The following is an 18,304-nucleotide window of genomic DNA, read 5'->3' as shown; positions in this document are numbered from 1 at the left end:
TCAGTTATGGTTAAACCACTGTTCAAGTCCAGGAACGTCTTGCATCGCCGTTCGCAATCGATCGATCGCTCGAACGAATCGTTTGCTGGTCGTCTGTTTTGATAATTTTAGAATCTCGGCCGCTTCGCCATTGGTGACGCCCTCGAATATTCGCAAGGCGATGATCTCGCGGTCGTCTTGATCCATTTGCTCAAGCAGTTCGTGCAGTTTAGCTTTTTGTTCCGAGCGAATCACCTTTCCCGATGCCGAGGATAGCCGATCCATCAGCGCGGCGGCCAATGAAACCGATGTTGCACCCAAGCCCATCTCGCGGTCGATCGACACGTCGCGCCGGGCGTCTCGCATCTGAGTAGTGACATGGTGACGGTGCACGGCCATCAGCCGTTCCATCGTGACAAGTCGCATCCACACCAGCGGCGACATACTTTGTTTCGACTTGAAATCGTCGAAACGCTTGGCCAGATCCAAAAACGATTCTTGAATCACGTCCGACGGATCGACACGGCCGCGCAAATTGGCGTCCATCCGAAACGCAACCATCGATCGCAGCTTCGCGCGATTGCGCTCAAATAAATCCGCCAAAGCCGATTCGTCTCCAAGCCGTGTGCGAGTGGCTAATTCGTCTACCTCTTCATTCATGTCAGCATTCTGCCTGTCGAATGGGTGCGCGTCGGTTCGGCGAGTGTAGCCAATGCCGGCAGTCAATGTTCACAAGTGTTCGTAGTTTCAGCGGGAGAGGTTGTCCCGCCAACCAGCAGCCATGTGCGAACCAGTGAACACAAGCTCATGCAAACATCTAGTTTCGCGAACTTTTCCAGAATTGTTGGATTTCCAGGCGACTTTACACGGGGGGCCGCAGGCATACCCATAGCAGAGAACATTTCATCGAAAGGGAGATCATGCGTCGATTCCGCAATGCACTGGGCCGAGGTGAAGCCACGCAACGCCAAAGTTCGAGCGGTAACCCAATGAGTCAAATGCAAGAAGGGCGAAGCAATGGCGTCTAATTTAACAGGTAAGTCAAGTTCTCCGCTGCTGAAGTACGCGTTGATCGGCGCTTCATTGATTGGCACGATCGGATTGGCGGGGTTCGGGGTGAGTCGCTTTTTGCGTGAGGGAGCAACCGACGTCGTCGACCCCTCGGCTCCGACACAGGACGATTTTCCAGCCGGTTTCGCGATGGGTTCTCTCTCGGCTACGGAACCGATCGAGAAGATCAGGATCACGATCGAAGCCGAGCCAGGCGCGGCGATTAACGAAATTATCGATCTGCATTTGGGCTTCGGATTTCCGTTACGACTGAGTCCCAGCACCACCAGCGAAGCGGGGCCTGTCTTTGCAGCGTTGCCCTCCGGTTCGTCATTGGGCACGGATGTGAATGCGATCCCCGCCGGACAGCTCGTTTGGTTTCAATTCGATCCAAGCGACAAATCAAGTGATCGGGATCCGCTGCAGACGTCGCACACGTTGCTGAGCGGCTTGACGGTCGGCGATATCAGCCAGATCGGATTCGCATCGCGAGGTGTCGCTGACTGGACGCTGGCGAAATACAAGATCGAGTTGAACGACAAACTCTACGCGGCCAATGGATCCTTCAAGCAAAGCCTGAAACAGGCCAGAGAGCAGTATCAATTCGAAGTGACGGAGATGTTGGCGAGAAACGATTCACTCGGCAGCGAAGTTCGCGAATTGAAAACGATCGTTGATGCCGGTTTAGGTTCGGAGATGGACGAGCAATCGCTTGCAGCAAAAGAGAGAGAGCTAGCAGGGTTCGTCGAGCCGCTGCGACGAATGGGCGGCCAATTGCTAGGGCAATTCCCATCCGTTGTCGAAACCGAAGGCGGTTTTCAGCCGTTGGTTGCCTCCGATCGAGTCTCCTCGATTCGCGTTGAAATGCTCGCCGGCGGTGTCGAGCGACCAGGCACCTTGAATCCGCTTTACTTGCGCGCTGGTGGCCGCAAGTTTTTACTTTCGTCCGAACTTGCACCTTTGAACGACGCCCCGAACGAGCAGGTGTTTGAGTTAACGCCGGTCGACTTGGGCTTTGATCCTGTCAGCCGAAACGACATCAAAAACTTTTCGATCGGATTGCTCGGCAGCAACCAACCGCTCGATCAAATACCTGATAGCGCCAAGTTGCAACGTGTGAGTTTAGAGGTCGACGGAGAGAGTGTTTACGACAGCGAACCCATTCAAAGCGATCGGCAATCGCTCGAGAGAGTCATCCTGGTTCCGCCTGCTCACCGTGATGAACGGGGGCAAGTCGTGGTGAACCCTAGCGATGACTTTGAGCGTTACGCATGGATGCCGGGACTAAAGATTCCTCAAACACGTCCGATCAAAAGCCAGAACGGGCTCGGCAAAATCCCGGCAGAGAGCACACGCCAAAGTGGGCCAGATACCGCTGTCGCGACAACAACAAGCACGGGCTCAAGCCCGGGTGGAAAGATTCCGGGTGGAAAGAGCAGTGGCGTGGGACCAAGCGACCCAAGCGAGAGTGTCGTGGGTGCAAGTGGTTCGACTTCGGTTCCGGGAAAGACCAACGGTAGCGATGGACCGAACGTCGCCGCTGGGAGTGGTCCCGATTCAGATCCCGGGACAAGTGATATCGATTCAGGCCTCGGCAGCGACGGTGGTGATCCAGGTGCGAATCTAGCCAATGCAGGTGGAAGTGATTCCGGTTCTGGCAACAGCGGACCTGGCAGCCGTGGTCCTGGTATCACAGGCCCACCTGATTCAGGCTTTGGAAGCGGGGGGCCATCTCTTAGCGGAGGTTCGTTCCCGCCAGGCCCAGGTTTCTCAGGTGCAGGCCCTGGCTCATCAGGTCCTGGCCCCGGTTCATCGGGTCCAGGCTCGTCAGGTCCAGGCTCGGCAATGAACCCTCCCACACGTTCCTTCATAAATACGGCAAATCCGAATGACCCTGTCAACATTGAAACGCTGATTGACGATTTGATAGCAGCCCTTGCTAACCGTCCCGGCAGCTCAACACCTTCGAATCCAGCGGGGCCAGGAAACGTTCCTGGAGGCGCCAACCCAAACACTGCCAACCCAACGGTGATTCCGGCGCCGAAAAAGTTGCAGATCAGTTTTGTCGGATTCGGGGGTGTGTCGGTTCCGGCCGATGGCTCGCCATGCACGGTCAATTGGGAAGTGGAGAACTCCCAGGAAGTCAAAGAATTCCAGGTCAGGTTGTGGGCTAGGCTTCCTCATCGCGGCAGCCAAGTACCCATTCTGATTGGCGAGTCAGAACGAGTTCCGAACTTGTTGGCATCCGGATCGGGAGTCTTTCGATCGGCTCCAGTACCCGCGATCGATTTGGCCAGCACGTTGCTCAGCGCCAGCGAACACCACCGTGCGATGGTGGAACCCGAAGTCATCGCCTTCGACAGCGATGGCAACATGATCTCGCAGGGCGGCGCAGCAAAAGGACCGATGTTGCCGCTGCTAACCAAGGATTCCCAGCTTAACCAGCAGCGGTTTGTTATCGGACGAGATCCAAGCATTCAACTCCGCCGACAATCGAGCGTCCAAGCACAATTCCAGATCGACGGTGACGGGTTTGACGCACCCGTGTCAACGATCCCTTGGAATCCGTTTGCATCCAAGCCCACCTACGATGGCAAATCAGCTTGGATCAATTTCGCACCCACCAACTCTCACAATGCGTTGACGTTCGGCGCATCGACAGTCTCGCCGGTAGTCAGCGTCAGCGCTTGGGATCCCAATGTCGGCCAGTTGACGGTGCGTTTCGACAATCAAGTGAAGCTGGATTCCAATTATCGATTGGTCGCGCACCTGGGAATCATGAACGGCAACGCCACGACCGACAATCAAGTCCAGATCGATGCCCGGTTGATCGTGCAGGACATCTCCGGAAACAAGGGAGGCATTTACGAGCCCGACGACCTTGCCGGCACCGCCTCCGCCGCCGAAGTGCTCCGGATCGCGACGACTCGCACCGTGACGTACGACAAACAGGGAGCACGAACGCCGATGTTCTTGATCGATATCCCGATCGCTCGCGACCTGGGTTACGCAGCCTACAACACCGAGTTGTTTGAGACTGCCAGCATCGGAATGAGCACGCTAACCGACATGGAGGTCGACCAAAGCTTTGAGCAAAGGCTTCCGATGGGATCGATCGACAAAGCCATGGTCAGCCTGACTTTGATGTTGAAGATGAGCAACCGAATCGACAACGAAGCGATCGGTTTGTTTGGCTTGCGACTGGTTAAGGATCCGGACCAACGTTCACTTCCCCAAGGTGCAAGTCTGGGCCCGATCGTAAATCCACATTCTCAAACCGCTCCACCCACGAAGGAATTCATTGCCGGCCGATGGGTGCGAGTGACACCAACAAGCCGGACGGTATACACCTTTCGAGCAGACGGCACGTACAGTTACCAATTCGACTTTGACGACGGAAGCCCGACCATCGCGGAGGACGGATCTTGGACGTTGGATCGTCACATGATGAGTTTGACACCAACGAACACAACCGACCCCTTTTCGGTGGAGGGTGAAACAAAAGAAACCTCGGCACGCAGCGACGATGCCGAGACGCTTGAAATCGGAATAGCGGGTCTTTTGAAGCGAAACGATCCACCCAAGGAACTGCCCCCGATACCGATGGACGTCAATTTGCTGTACGGCACCTGGGTCTATAAGTCGACCAGCGGCGAGTGGCGTCCCGACGGATCAATCGTTAGCCAGAAAGACACAATCTCGCTAACCCTTGATACGAATGGCACCTTCACACAAAAACTTGATTTCGAGAGATCAATAAGCGGAACAGCCGACGCGAACTCGATCACAGCCGGTTCCACCACTGGGTCAACAAGCACCAATACGGGAACGTGGGGGCTCAATGAAAGAATACTGATCCAAAAATGGGATGCCACAAGTTCAACGCCCGCATCGACCACCGAACGGATCATCGAAAGGTTGGACAAGAATCTATTGGATCTTAGCGGCCAAGCTGGCAAATTCCAAAAATCGTTTTCCGCACCAATCAAAACGTCAGGCCCCAAGCAACCGATCACCAGCAATGCTGGTAGCGCACCGCCTACCAATCCCGGATCATCATCTGGTGGCACGCTAACGCCGGAACAGCAAGCCTTCGTGAAGGCGCACAACGACGCCCGCGCAGCAGTGAATGTCGCTCCGCTGCAATGGTCGGCAACACTCGCAGCCGACGCGCAAGGTTGGGCAGATGAGTTGGCCAGACTCGACAAAGTTTTGACGCAGGAAAGCCATCGCAGTTTCTCGCCGAATCCCACGTCCATCGACCAGCGCAAGTACGGCGAAAACCTACACGGCGGCAGAAAAGCAAGTTTCCAAACTGCCACCAAGGGTTGGATCGACGATGAAAAGCCGATCTACCTGAATCGCACACCCGGAAAAACGGGCCACTACACGCAAGCCGTTTGGGCTGACACGAAATTCGTCGGTGGTGCGATTGCGACTTCAAAGAGCGGACGAAAGTATGTGGTCGGCGTCTATGACCCGCCCGGCAATTTCATTGGCCAGAAGCCCTATCCGGCGGCGAGCGGCTCCATTCCAGCTGGCCCGTGATGACAGCATCTGAACATACACCGTTCAATTTAAAACAATCAACACTCACTTCAAGCACGACAGGTTTACCCGATGACGAAACCAATCACCTTTTTAATGCTCACTGGCATTGGCTTGCTGTTGACCGTGTTGATCGCGCACGCCGCTGATAACGGCGTTGACGTCCGCGTACGAAACAATCTGGAAAGTCCCGTCAACGTATTTTTGAAGACCGGGAACGGGGAGACCGCCTATGGCACGATTCCCGTCGGCGGTAGTCGCGTGCAAGGCAGTCGACCAGGCGATGTCTGGGTCTTCAAATCGGGGTCAGTCAACGATTCCTACAGTGCAACGGATGCCAGTGATCAAAGTTACGAAGTGGGTGCGCGAGATACGATCACCCGCCACTTTTTAAACGACACCGACCAACCGCTGACTGTTTACGAAGGAGGCGAAGAGTTGGCAACGATTCGCGGGGAAGGCACGGTATCGCTGGATTTGTCACCGGGAACGGGACTGCGATTCGTTCATCCCGATGATCTTGCGGCGGAGCACATTGCAAGTGTTGAAGGTGAATCCTATCTGACGGTGGGCACCGATGAAGACGCGGAGATCGTCCTTGCCGCGGTCTCAAACAACGTTAGCCGCTCGACCAGAAATCTCACGCATCCTGAGGACATGCCCGAACGAATGAGAACGGAAGCTACCGAGGAAGAGAAATCGCCGACGGATCCAGAAGAAGACGAACTGGGCGAAAAACTTAAGAAGCTGCCGCACCTGGTGTACGAAAAATTTGATCAACGAAAGCTGAAAGATGACGAGATACCAAAAGATGAGAAAAACAGCACGGAACGTCTTGGAGACATGGAGTGCACTGTCGAGTGGTTTGAGATCGGCCCCGCTTATTCAGAACAACTCGCACTGGATCCCGCTCCAGGCATTATCTATCCGGGTGCGATGGTATATGCAGAAACGCTTAAATCGGGCGAGTACCGACCAGTACCTGCCAAAAGAAACCCCATCACGCTTTCGACAACGTTAGACCTTGAGAATCGTGTGATCGATATCGAGCGACCCGAGAATGCCTCGGAAGTGAGGCAAAAGCTTTCCGATCTAATGGACCAGGAAGTGCGGAGCGCTCCGCCCGCCCAAGTTACCGGACAAAATCAAAGTGTTACGTCCAAAGAAGACTTAACATTTAAACTCGGCGGTACTTTCAACTCGAGCTTTGCTAGTTTCGACGGTGGATTTAACTTCAACCAAAATTCCATCAAGACACGCAAGCTGCTCAAGTTCACCCAAGTTTACTATTCGGTTGATATGGATACGGGTGGAATCAACTCACCTTCCGACTTCTTTGTTGATCCAAACGATTTAGCTCGCCTAGAGCCTAAATACATGCCCGCCTATGTGGCCTCTGTAAAATATGGAAGACAAGCCTATTTGATTATCACTTCGGAATACAGCGAAAGAGAGGTTACTGCTGCACTCCGAGCGAGATTTAACGGCGCCTCAAATGCCAAGCTAATAGACGACGAAGAGGACGACGACGAAGAAGAGAAGGAGGACGACGATGACGATGTTGATGAATCAGACAACGTCGAAAAAGATGAGAAAGACGACGCAGGAAACGATGAAGAAGAGGATGGGCCTGCCTTCAGTGGGGCCATTGCGACGAAGGCCGAATGGAAAAAAGTGCTGGAGAATACCGATATTCAGTTCACCATTGTTGGCGGCGACGGAATGCCATCTTCGGGAATGATACGTGGAGACATCGAAAAGTTCATGGCGTACGTCGAAGACGGCGGCAGATATAGCGAGGACAGTCCCGGAATTCCAATCGCTTGGAAACTGAACTATCTCGACCACAGTGTCGCATATCTTTGTAAAGCGTTTAAGTATCCGATCCGCAACTGCGATGCGGTCGGTAGCGATGCTCGTCGTTTCTCTGTCACGCTTAAGTCGATGACGTGTACAGGCGAGGATGATCCTTCGGAATACGGAAAAGGAACAGAAGAATTTTATGGAACGGTCACGGTAACGCCCTTTGGCGACGACGGAAAAGATTTGCCTGCAACAACACTCTGGAACGTCGCAGCTGCCAACGCAGGCTACTGGGCAGTCGCTGAAGAGAAACAGATTGGCGCAACCACGACCATTGAATTTGATAATCCGAAGTCAAGGTCATCTGGGTTCCGTCTTAGCGCGGATATACGGGAATGGGATCTACACAGCCATTGGGATGAGGTCCCGGCGACACCTATCAGTTTAACGATTGCCGATGCGATCAAGACGCCATTGCAAACATTATACGCCGAGTCAGGCGGTACTAAACTTAGTATCCAATTCGAGATCATGCCCGTCATCGATCTTGGATCGGATGCGATCAAGTGAGGGTTTGAGATTCGACGTCTGCCTTGAATTGAACCGGAGCCTTCACAAATCACCTTTACAAGGACCTTGCAATGAACACAGCAATGAGTTTTAGGACTTTTGAAACCGGCCGTTACTCGCTTGCGTTTCTTGCGACATTCTTGTTCGCTGGACAAGCTTTCCATTCTGCGCAGGCTGTCGACAAGAACTCGCCCAAGCGGCATAGCAAGGTTTTGTACAAGGAAGGTTCGCCCTACGGTGTGGTGCCAAGTCAGGGCGGTGCATCGGACGGTTCACTTCCGCCGTCGGGTTATGTAGATCCCAATAGCGGCAACTTCCGTCCGCGCGCAGGTCAGCAAAGCTCAAGCGTTCCGATATACGACAAGGTGCCCGGTCAACCGGGAGGTGTTTATGGACCTCTTCCAGGCCAGGGCCTTTACGAAGCCGGTCCGATCATTCCTCCAAACGCCTACGATGATGATGCGGGCCCTTATTGGAACGAGGCAGTCGATGATGGGTTCGTTGGTGATCTCGCTGTTTTTTTGCAGAACAGTACCAGTCGGGTAGCCTCTGATTATTTGGTGGTAAGCGTCAAAGAAAGTAAGTTAAAAGCGTCTGTTAGTAGCGCCACTAAGAAGTTCTGGCTGTCCATGTTGGAACGATATGCGACCGATCTGATCCAGTGGGATAAAGCACGGGTGTCCAAACAAGCGGGGGAAGTCTTGGAAGATCTTGGATTGGTCAATGATGGATCAAGCAAGTACACCAAAACCTTTAAGGCCGCCGCAGTGACGGGATTTTCCGATGCGATGTACGACTTCCTTAGCAAGAAGCAAAACGAGGGCAAGCTTTTGCTCCCGGAGAATAGCCGCAAGTCGAAATCAACCGCGAAGGTCAAAGTCAAGTCGATCAAGGTGACCAGCATCAACGAAAACACTTCGATCGCCGAGGCAATGATGGGGCAATACGGAGAAGCATGGATCCTGGCGAATTAGCCCAATCGCGATCGACACATCTATCCTCCATCAACGAATGCTCGCTGGTCGAAAACCACCGGAACCCTACTCATGAAACGCCGCTGCCAGTTACGACCAATGCCAAAGTATAATCTTTTATTAGCGTCCCTCTTCTCGGTGTTGTCGTTGACGTCGGCATTGGCACAGCAAGCAACAGTCACGCTCTCGGTTTGGGAAATTGACGACGCCGGTGCGCGCCAGTCCGTTTCCGATGCCAGCATCACTTTGTGGCAAGGTGATGATCCGAATCCTGCCGGCACGATGACAGTGCCGTCGGGTGAGTTGAAAACCAATTTGCCTGGCGGAACTTGGCATTTTTCGGCGGGAGCGAATGGCTATCGCGAAAACGCTCGCACCACGATCACCAGCAACGTTTACGACGCCGATCGACATGCCGTCCGCACTGGTGCAGCCGATTTTGCAGACGCGACGGTGACAATCATCGAAGGGCAAGACTACAAAATTGAGTTTGCCCTGACCGCAGATCCAACTGCCAATCAACCCAACAATGACGATCCGCAAGTCGCCGACGACAGTGGGGCAAGCAATTTGACTGTCCGGGTCTGGAAAGATGACAACGGAAGCCAAACGCCCGTCGAAAATGCAAGGATCATTTTCTGGCGCGGTGATGATCCCCAACCGGCCGGGGTGATCGATGTAACGAAACCGGATGGCAACACGCTCGATCTGCCCAGTGGCACTTGGCACTTCTCTGCTCAAGCACCCGGATGCAGTGAAAACGCCAGAACGTTCGTCACCAGCAGTCTTCCGGACGCGGACCGGCACGCGATTCGATCGGGTAGCGATGTGACGTCCGATGTCACGATGACGTTTGTCGCAGGAGCCCAGTACGAATGCGATTTTGTATTGTCCGATTCGGGTGAGGCGGACTCCGGACCAACGCCCGTTCCCATTTTCGCGATCGTGTCGGTTCGTAATACTGCCAAGCGTATTCCGGATGCCCAACCCAAGGTCGATTTCTTTTTGGCGGGCGCGGATGACGAACCGTTGCCTGGGAAGGTGATGCCCGTCAGCGAAGAGGATCTGGGTTACCTAGGCGAAGGCGTTGGTGATGATGATCCGTCCAAGTGGAATTGGTACTGGGTGGAAAGCGAGGGACCGTTGCCGGCCGGCAGTTACTACGCGAGAGCAACTCTGGTCAGCGTTGATCCCGTTTCCTCAGGATACGAAGCCGTCGAAACAGGCAAGACCAATCTGTTTGTGCTGAGTCTGCACCCCCGAGACGCGCTCGGAAATCTTCGTGGTACCGTCGCGGAGCAGATCAATGACAGCGCCAAACAGCCACTCGTCGCTTGGGATGTGATCGCGACGAGTCAAGCCAGTGCTGAAACTCGCAAGACGACTACCGATCGACTAGGTAAATATGAACTGAAATTGTCCGATGGCTCGTGGTGGGTCGTTTGCCAACCGACAGAGAACTCGACGGCGGAAAGCATCGATACGGCCAAGCTGGGTGCGGCAAAACCGGTTTCCGTCAGCATCACGCCTCAGCAAGACTTTACCCATGACATCACCATCGCCCAGGTAACCGAGACGATTGGTCCGATCGTTTCGCAGATGGCGATCATCGGTGTCGAAGGAATGATCGGCGACAAGTTACCAACGGTTCAATTCGGTCGATCATCGGCCCAGGCGATCGATGGCAAGACCAGGTCGCTTTCCGAGGATGAATTACTGGATTACGGCATCGAGCCCGAGAAGGATTGGTCGTGGTTCACTGCGGAACCATCCAGCACCCTGATCAGCGGACTGTATCGGGCAAAGGCAACGCTCAGCGACTTACCCAATTACGCCGAGCAATCATCGTCGCAACAGTCCGTCTCGCCCGATCAATCAACGTATTTCCAAGTCATCATGCCGATCCAGGAAACGCCTGGTTCGATTCAAGGACGCGTCGTGATCGCCGGAACCGATCCGCCCGAATTGGTGCCCGGTGCGACCGTCACGCTCACGAAATTGGGTTCGGGAAATCCACCACCACCCGTGCAAGCGACGGACGGTAATTTCAGCTTCAAGGAATTGACCCCAGGCAGCTGGTGGGTCAGCGCGTCGGCGGCCGACTTCGATTCAACGGGCGCAAAAACGGTTGCGGTGAAAGTGAATGGGACAGCCACGGTTGACCTGTTGGTGAAAAAGCGAGTCGTTCCCGATACCAAACTGATCGCACTGATCGGCATGGAAGCGGGCGAGACTGGATCGCCGAATGTCTTCTATTCAAACGAAGACGAACCCAATCAAAAACGCTCGCTCACAGTGGAGCCGATCGATTTGGCAACGGCTCGCAAAATTGGCGGTGGTGCCATCGATCCAAAGTTCAGCTACTTCATCGGCAAACCTTCCAAGCCTCTGCCTGCCTCGTCGTACCGTGTCCACGCGAGTTCGACAAACTACAGCGACTTTGATAGCCCGGCAAAGAAAGTCTTGCCTGGCTTTGAAACAGTGGTTCAAGCTTGGTTGTTCCGTGACCAGGGACCTCGATTGCGCGCAACCCTGCATGGGCACGTTCTGGGGCATGATCCCTCGGGCAACGTCATCGAGTATGTCGCGGGTGCGAAGATCAAGTTCATCGACGCCTCGGGGTTCACGGTGACGGAGCAGACCACCGATCAAAACGGTTACTATCTCGCCGAAGATTTGCCGAGTGGACGACTTGAATTCGAAGTCATCGCCGATAGTTACCAGCAAGAACGAGATGGCCGTCTGTTGGACATTCGACCATCGATCGCGCCGTTTATTTTTGACTTCAGTGTGATCAAAGGTGAATCGCCGACGAATCCTAAGACGCAATTGATCGTCGGCGTCTGGACGAAGAACGAGTTTGGCGAAGATGTTCGTGTCGATGATGCGCTGGTGACGATCACGCCGATCGCCGACGCTATGCAAAAGCGGACCGCGACAACCCTGCCCGAAACGGATTGCGAATTCTCGGTCTTACCAGGCTACGCCTACGCGGTCACCGCGACGCGGAGTGGGTTCCTTCCAAAAAGTGAACAGGAAATTGACAAGATCTTCGTCAAAGAAGACGACGACAATCGATTAAAAATCTATCTGCAGCGAGCCGTGGATGTCCGAGTTTTATTGACAGTGCTCGGTGGCTCTGGCCAGGGTGGGCAACCAACGGTTTACGTCAAACCTACGTTGGGTGGCGCGCCACTGGCGACCGTTTTGACGCCGGTTGCGACGCAGGGTTTGCGGAACCCACGGGAACAGCAACCCGCAAAGATGTATTGGGCGAATGTTCAAACCAGCCTGCCCGCCGGTGAATACTTTGCCGAGGCCGGCTTGTCGGGATACGACGGCGCACAAGGCGATGCAAAGTGGTTATGGGGAACCGACAACACACTCTACGTGACGTTGACGCCGCCGAAAGATCCGTCGAAAAAGTCTTACAAGCTGGCGGGCGTCGTACGCCGTCGGGGTTTGGATCGCACGATGTCTCCGTTCCCCGGAGCGTCGATTACGTTTGAGAACTCCGCACGAAATCGCACACGTTATGCGTTTGCCGATGCGGACGGTAAGTACCAAATCGAGTTGGATCCCGACACTTGGCATGCGAACCCGGTTGCGCCCCGTTCCGATGCATCCAATTCCAAGGTGGGATACAAGCCGGTCTCGAAACAGACAACGATCATCGCAGGACAACAGCCTGCCAATCTGGATCTGGTGTTGATCCAAGACGCCGAACCGGTGACGCCGGCTGCCTTGGCACAAGCAACGGCCATCATCGAGGTGATCGCCAATGGCAAGCGGAATAACAAGTCGCTTCCGATCGTTGAATTCACGAGCAGGAACATATTCACGCCCAACGTCCGCCCCATTTCGCCGAACCAATACAGCCGATTGGAAATTCCTACAAACACCACCAGTGATTGGTTCATCTGCATTGGCGGTGGATTGCAACCCGGACCTGTTTCCGCTCGGGCCACCTTGGGCAACCTGGTCGACTCGACGGATCCGCGTCCCGTTCACGCCGGTCAACCACACACGTTTTGGCTTCAGTTGGGAGCTGACGAACCGGAGCAAACACCAGGTCAGTTGTTCGTCAAAGTGGTCGAGGCGGGCCAGCAACCCACGAAGTATCTCGACGGTGCGTGGATCAAATTCAATCGCAACGAAGTAGAAACCAACGTTGCGACCCTCGGTGGCGCTTATGGTCCCGAAAACATTCCAGGTGGCACCTTCGCAATTTCCGCTGGCGCACCAGGCTATAACACCAGCGAAATGCAATGGCAGTCGGTGACGCCGGGCAAGTCGCTCGAATTGACGATACCTCTCACACCGATTGAGGTGACTCCAAGCTACACGGTGATAGGATCACTCCGTGTCGTCAGCGTGACAGGATGTGGTAGCAAGGATGCACCTACCGCCATGTTCGTTTCCGAAACCCATGGAGAAGTTAATGCGACAGTCTCATTGCAAAGTGATGATGGACGAAGTCGCAACTACAACGTGACGCCTTCTCAGCCTTTGGTCGGCGGTACGTGGCTGCTGCGTGCAGATCTCGATCGTCTGAGTGCGGCGAGCCAACCCAAGACCATCATCGCATCCCAGACGACAACCTTCATGGCCCAGTTGGATGTGCCGTCGCCCAAAATTCCGTTGATGGTTTCTGTGATCGACTCGGACAGCAAAAAGCCGATTCCTGACGCAAGCCTGCAACTGAAGTATCCCAAGAATGCACTTCGCAGCGTGCTATCGCTCAAACCGTCGACCAAGGAATTTGTCGAACCTGGCGACTACGTTTTGCAGGCGACCGCCCCCGGATACATCGCTAGCCGATGGAAAAAGTTTCAGCTTGGTTGCGAGGGCGAGCCTAAAGGAAGTATCGCATTGATGCGAGCGCCCGATGTCGGCAAGCCGACGGGTGATTTGATTGCGTTTGTTCAAGTGGTTTGTGCAGAGAAACCAGTCACCCAAGAATACAAGCCGATGTATCTCAATAACGCTCGCCGTGGCGTTACTTTGGTGGCTTTCATGGCCGACGGGACCTCCGTCGATGCGGTTCCCAAGGTGCGTTTTCTTGAAGTCTCCGACAACGGCATCACGAAAGCCAAACACGAATCTGAACTCGTTGAACTAACCCCCGCACAAGTGCTCGATGCAACGGGGATTGCCGCGGGCGACTGCGAAAAGTGGTATCGAGCCGAAATGAAAGGGCTTCGGATTGGAAAATTCAAAGCCGAAGCGAGCCTCGAAGACTACGCCACGGCCACCAGCCAGCCCGAGTCGATGACCAGCAGCACACCTGGCACATTCCGACTGAAGCTTTCAAAGGACGGTGATGATTCCGGTCCAGGGACTTTGACGGTCGTGGTCCATTCGGCGGACGAAGAAATCGGCCTTCTCACTAACGCGACGGTGAATGTCAAGGCCGACAATGAGGTGGTACAGAGTCGAGCGACCAATGAAAATGGAACAGTGAATTTCGATGTCAAAGCTGGCCTCTGGAGTGTCTCCGTCCAAGCGGATTCGCACGCCAATTACTCGCATGCCGGATCGGTCGAAGTCCCATCAGGAGAAAACAAGACGATCCACGTTTACCTTGAGTTTGAAATGCTGCCTGGGCCACCGCCCGCGACAGTGAAAGTGTTCGTGTATGCGGAGAACGCGACATCTGACGCGAAGGTCCCGTCACTGGAGGTGACGCGCGAGAGTGTTGGAATGAAATCACCCGTCTTGATCGGCAGGCTGCAAGAACTTCCTGCGTCTGATTACACCGACGAATACCCGGCATCCAAGTGGAAGATTTACCATGCGGAGGGAACGACTCCTGGACTGGGCGATGTCGCTGCTTCGGCTCAACTCGAAAACTACACGTCATTGGAGTCGAGTCGGAAAGCAGTTCAAACCGGAAAGACGACTGTGCTGGACGTCTTTCTTGCTCCGATCCGACCGAACGTCGACTTGATCGTTAAGCGGCGCGATACCAAGGAACCCGTCAGCAGTATCTCCTTGAAGATCTGGGATCCCACGTTGGGCGAATCTTTCTCGTCCACAACTCAGCGAACCACCGATTCAGAAGGACGCGTCAACGACGTTCAACTGGCAAAGATGGGTTCCTATTGGATCGCCGTGGCGACTGGCAGCGATCAATTCACGCCGTTTACGTCAAAGGACTTCGAGATCAAGCAGCAAGGCTCGCCGATCATCGTTTGGCTTGACCCGAACAGCATGGGAGTGGACCCGAGCAAGCCACTCAAGCCGATCAATCCTAAGATTGCGAGTGGCGGTACCGTTACTCCGCTCGAACCGCCCGTCGCGAAGCTGCTTTGCGAGTTTTTGGAACAGAGATGGCAAAAACCAGAAACGGCAAAAGAGCTATATCGAGAGGCGGCGAAGGTGGATCCGAAGAAACAGGTCCTGCCATTCGCGATTAGTTTGGTCGAGGCGAAGCAGGAGAACTACAAACTCGTCAACGCGTTGCTTGGACAAGTTCAGCAAAACGACAGCTTCATTTGGGACCGTGCGGTCGAAGCCCGAATTCGGTTGGGCATGCTGGAAAACGACTACCCCACTGTGAAACAGAAGATCAGCGAGTTTGCTGGAATCTACTCGAAGCGTCCCGTCTCCGGCGCAAGCCTCGAAACGGTTCGCGTGATGGGACTCGCAATCGGCGCGATGAATTCGCTCGAAGGCTCACAAGGCAATGAACAGTTTCAAAACTCGATCCTTGCCCAACTCAGCTCGGAATACGAAACGGCATTCAATCGCGGACTGGCGGAAGCACCCAAAAAACCGGATTCGATGGTCGCATCCAATGCCGGTGACGGCGGCGACAACAGTGAAATGGTGAAGTCAAACCCCAATCAAAAGCGTATTGACGAGTTGACTGCGGAAAGAAAACTAAAAGTAACCCAGCGAGATCAGTTCGAGCGAGGCTCGGTGCAGTATCAGAAGAAGTTGGGCGAGATCATCGCGTTAAGCAACGAAATTCGAAACTTAGAAAGCGCCAGCACATCAACGAAAACGACGACGACTACACAGACGAAAGCAGGGCAAAGGTCTCAAAGCTCTTTTGCCGCTTTCGCCAAATTGCCACTGGAAACATGGCGAATGGAGTTGATCGACCAATACTCGCCATGTTCATCGACGACTGACGAAGAGCCAGATGGGCCAAAACTCAGCGGCACGTCCGGCTCCCGACCCAGTGTGAGCGGGGTATCGCCTCGTATGCCTGGCCGTAATCCGCAACCGCGTCCAACCGAACCAATGACCTCCGGCTCCGGACCTCCCATGGCTGGAACCACTCCGCCTCAATCGATTATCGAATCATCGGTCTCTTTTCGGGCCACGGTCAAAAACGCCGAAGATGGTCAACCGATCCCGAATATCGAAGTCTCACTGCAATCACCCAACAGTTCCGAATTCGGCTCGCCCCAAATCACGGGCTTGAATGGCTCCGTCGACTTTGGCATGAACGAGGGAACCGGCATTTACAAAGTGCGACTCTCCAGCAACTCACTCGCGTTTGAAAAGAAAGCGTTTGTCGTCATCAAAGACGGCCGAAACGAAAAGGACTTTCAAATTCGAATGGAACGCCCCAATGAAACGTTTTCGGTCTTCGGAGTCGTTGGGCTCGAAACGGGCGTCATGGAAGAAGTGCCGTATACAGTCACGGTTCCTTACTTCGAGACGATCACCAAGGATGGAAAAGAGATCACAGTTGCGAAATCGCGATTGGAGCAAAGAACCCGAATGGCTGAAAGGCTCCGGCCAGTTGCCGGAGCAAAGATATCGCTTCAGTCGCTTCGTCGACTCGCAAGTTCGAGTTCAGTCGAAACAACCACCGCTGCAAAGGCCAACGGATTCGAGTTCTCTGATATACCGGAAGGTTCTTATCGACTTACCGCAACGCATCAAGGGCGGAAAGGTTCCACCACCGTGAACGTCGCCAAAAGCGATGATTCGCGACGAATCGGCCCGATCGAAGTGAAGCTGAGTTCCTGCGAGTCCGATTACGAGACGTTGCTTGCGACGATCTTAGATGAGGGCTGGGAAACGCAGTCGGTCGCCTATCAAAACTATCGCTTGGCGAGAGCACATCGCGCGTCGGATTCACGTGCTGACTACGCGCTGGCGCTCGTGGAGATCAGTGGCAAACGCTACAAGACGGCCGAGCCTGCCTTGCTCAATGTACTTACGAAATCGATCCCCGATCTGACTTGGGATCGCGCGGCCGAAGCGTACCTATGGATTCGTCTACGAAGTGGGACATCGCGCTTCTCTGACACCGCAAAAAACATCGAAAGCCTGGCTTCCAAGCACTACAACCAACGCCCGGTCAACGATGCCAGCTACGAGACCGCTCGTTTGATGGGAATCGGAGTAGGGATGCTGCAAGGTCCTTGGAAGGACCGCCATAAGGGCGTCGACGGTGGCCGGCTCCAGGAAACCACTCTCGCAGTCCTCAATGATTCACACGCGGAGGCAATGCGTTCCGGTGTCGACGTGGTCCTTGGACAATTCAACGATGCGATGGGCGAACTGTCTTCCATCGAGCAACGCGATCAAGAGATCGCCGAAAGAGAAAGGGTCGAGAACGCCCGGCGCATCAACGAGCGGATGCGAGAATTGGAAGCGGAACTCTATACGATCGATGCGAATATCACGAGAGAGAAGTCCGAGGGAGACAAGATCTGTGACGAAGTCAATCAAGAGGCCGCACCGATTAAGGACGCCTACGATCGGGCTTCGGCGAATCTTAAAGATAGGACGCGTTGGCTCGATATACTCCGCACTCGACTGCGAAACGTAAGAGACCCAGTTGTGGGAGGATTTCTATGGCCTCCCCTTCTCCCTCAAAATGATCGTTTTGTCAGCCATCCGCCATTAGCTTCGCCTGCCGTTCGGTTGGTCAGCGAGAATCGACCCGGTGCTCTGAGCGTCGGTGCGGCGCCGATTCTTGCGCAGCGTTTTCCGGTTGAATCCTATCCCAACCCACAGCGGGATCGAATCGAGCAAGAGATTCAAATGGTGACACAACAAATTCTAAACATCCAACGCCGCATGGCCGAGTTTCAAGCCTCTTACAACGCCGTCATCGCTCGATGCACCGCCGCCACTCAGCAATACAACCGTTACCTGGCGAAGCAAAACGCCCGTCGTAAACAGATTTCTCGCGAACTCACTGCACTCGAACGGCAACTCAATCACAACGACGACCCACCGGGCCGATCCATCGACGCGAAGCGAACGGAGAATCTAAGCAAGTCGTTCAACGAGTATTTCAGCTATCCACTTGAACAACGCCGACAAGAGTTGCTGAGCTCCATCGGTTGCGGAGAGTATCTCGGTGGAGGAGGTTAGCCGGAACGGAAACATAGATAGAGAGCAATTGA

Annotated in this window: 5 protein-coding genes; 4 read left to right on the top strand and 1 reads right to left on the bottom strand. The window is 54.3% G+C overall.

The genetic code is table 11. From position 1 onward, the window contains the following. Positions 1-639, bottom strand: a complete 639-nt coding sequence (locus Poly51_RS19005; RefSeq protein WP_146459365.1) for a sigma-70 family RNA polymerase sigma factor — start codon at positions 637-639, stop codon at positions 1-3. A 357-nt stretch (positions 640-996) separates the two neighbouring features. Here Poly51_RS19005 and Poly51_RS19000 point away from each other — a divergent pair, with 357 nt between their 5' ends. From Poly51_RS19000 to Poly51_RS18985, 4 genes are all read left to right on the top strand, one after another. Beyond that, positions 997-5,577, top strand: a complete 4,581-nt coding sequence (locus Poly51_RS19000; protein ID WP_146459364.1) for a CAP domain-containing protein — start codon at positions 997-999, stop codon at positions 5,575-5,577. A 72-nt stretch (positions 5,578-5,649) separates the two neighbouring features. Further along, entirely contained in the window at positions 5,650-7,950 is a 2,301-nt protein-coding gene (locus tag Poly51_RS18995; RefSeq protein WP_146459363.1) for a thiol-activated cytolysin family protein, read from the top strand. A gap of 71 nt (positions 7,951-8,021) precedes the next feature. Next, positions 8,022-8,924, top strand: coding sequence for a hypothetical protein (locus tag Poly51_RS18990; protein WP_146459362.1), 903 nt, complete (start codon positions 8,022-8,024; stop codon positions 8,922-8,924). 99 nt (positions 8,925-9,023) lie between these two features. Further along, positions 9,024-18,272 (top strand): carboxypeptidase-like regulatory domain-containing protein, encoded by a 9,249-nt coding sequence (locus Poly51_RS18985; protein WP_186775667.1) that lies wholly within the window; start codon positions 9,024-9,026, stop codon positions 18,270-18,272. The last annotated feature ends 32 nt before the right edge of the window (positions 18,273-18,304 follow it).

This window comes from Rubripirellula tenax, from assembly GCF_007860125.1.
Classification (GTDB): Bacteria; Planctomycetota; Planctomycetia; order Pirellulales; family Pirellulaceae; genus Rubripirellula; species Rubripirellula tenax.
The sequence above is the reverse complement of the archived record's forward strand: the minus strand, read 5'-3'. Positions and strand labels throughout refer to the sequence as shown.

Bases quoted from the DNA above. Each gene is read 5' to 3' on its own strand.
- Poly51_RS19005 (WP_146459365.1), bottom strand. From the start codon at position 639: ATGAATGAAGAGGTAGACGAATTAGCCACTCGCACACGGCTTGGAGAC.
- Poly51_RS19000 (WP_146459364.1), top strand. From the start codon at position 997: ATGGCGTCTAATTTAACAGGTAAGTCAAGTTCTCCGCTGCTGAAGTAC.
- Poly51_RS18995 (WP_146459363.1), top strand. From the start codon at position 5,650: ATGACGAAACCAATCACCTTTTTAATGCTCACTGGCATTGGCTTGCTG.
- Poly51_RS18990 (WP_146459362.1), top strand. From the start codon at position 8,022: ATGAACACAGCAATGAGTTTTAGGACTTTTGAAACCGGCCGTTACTCG.
- Poly51_RS18985 (WP_186775667.1), top strand. From the start codon at position 9,024: ATGCCAAAGTATAATCTTTTATTAGCGTCCCTCTTCTCGGTGTTGTCG.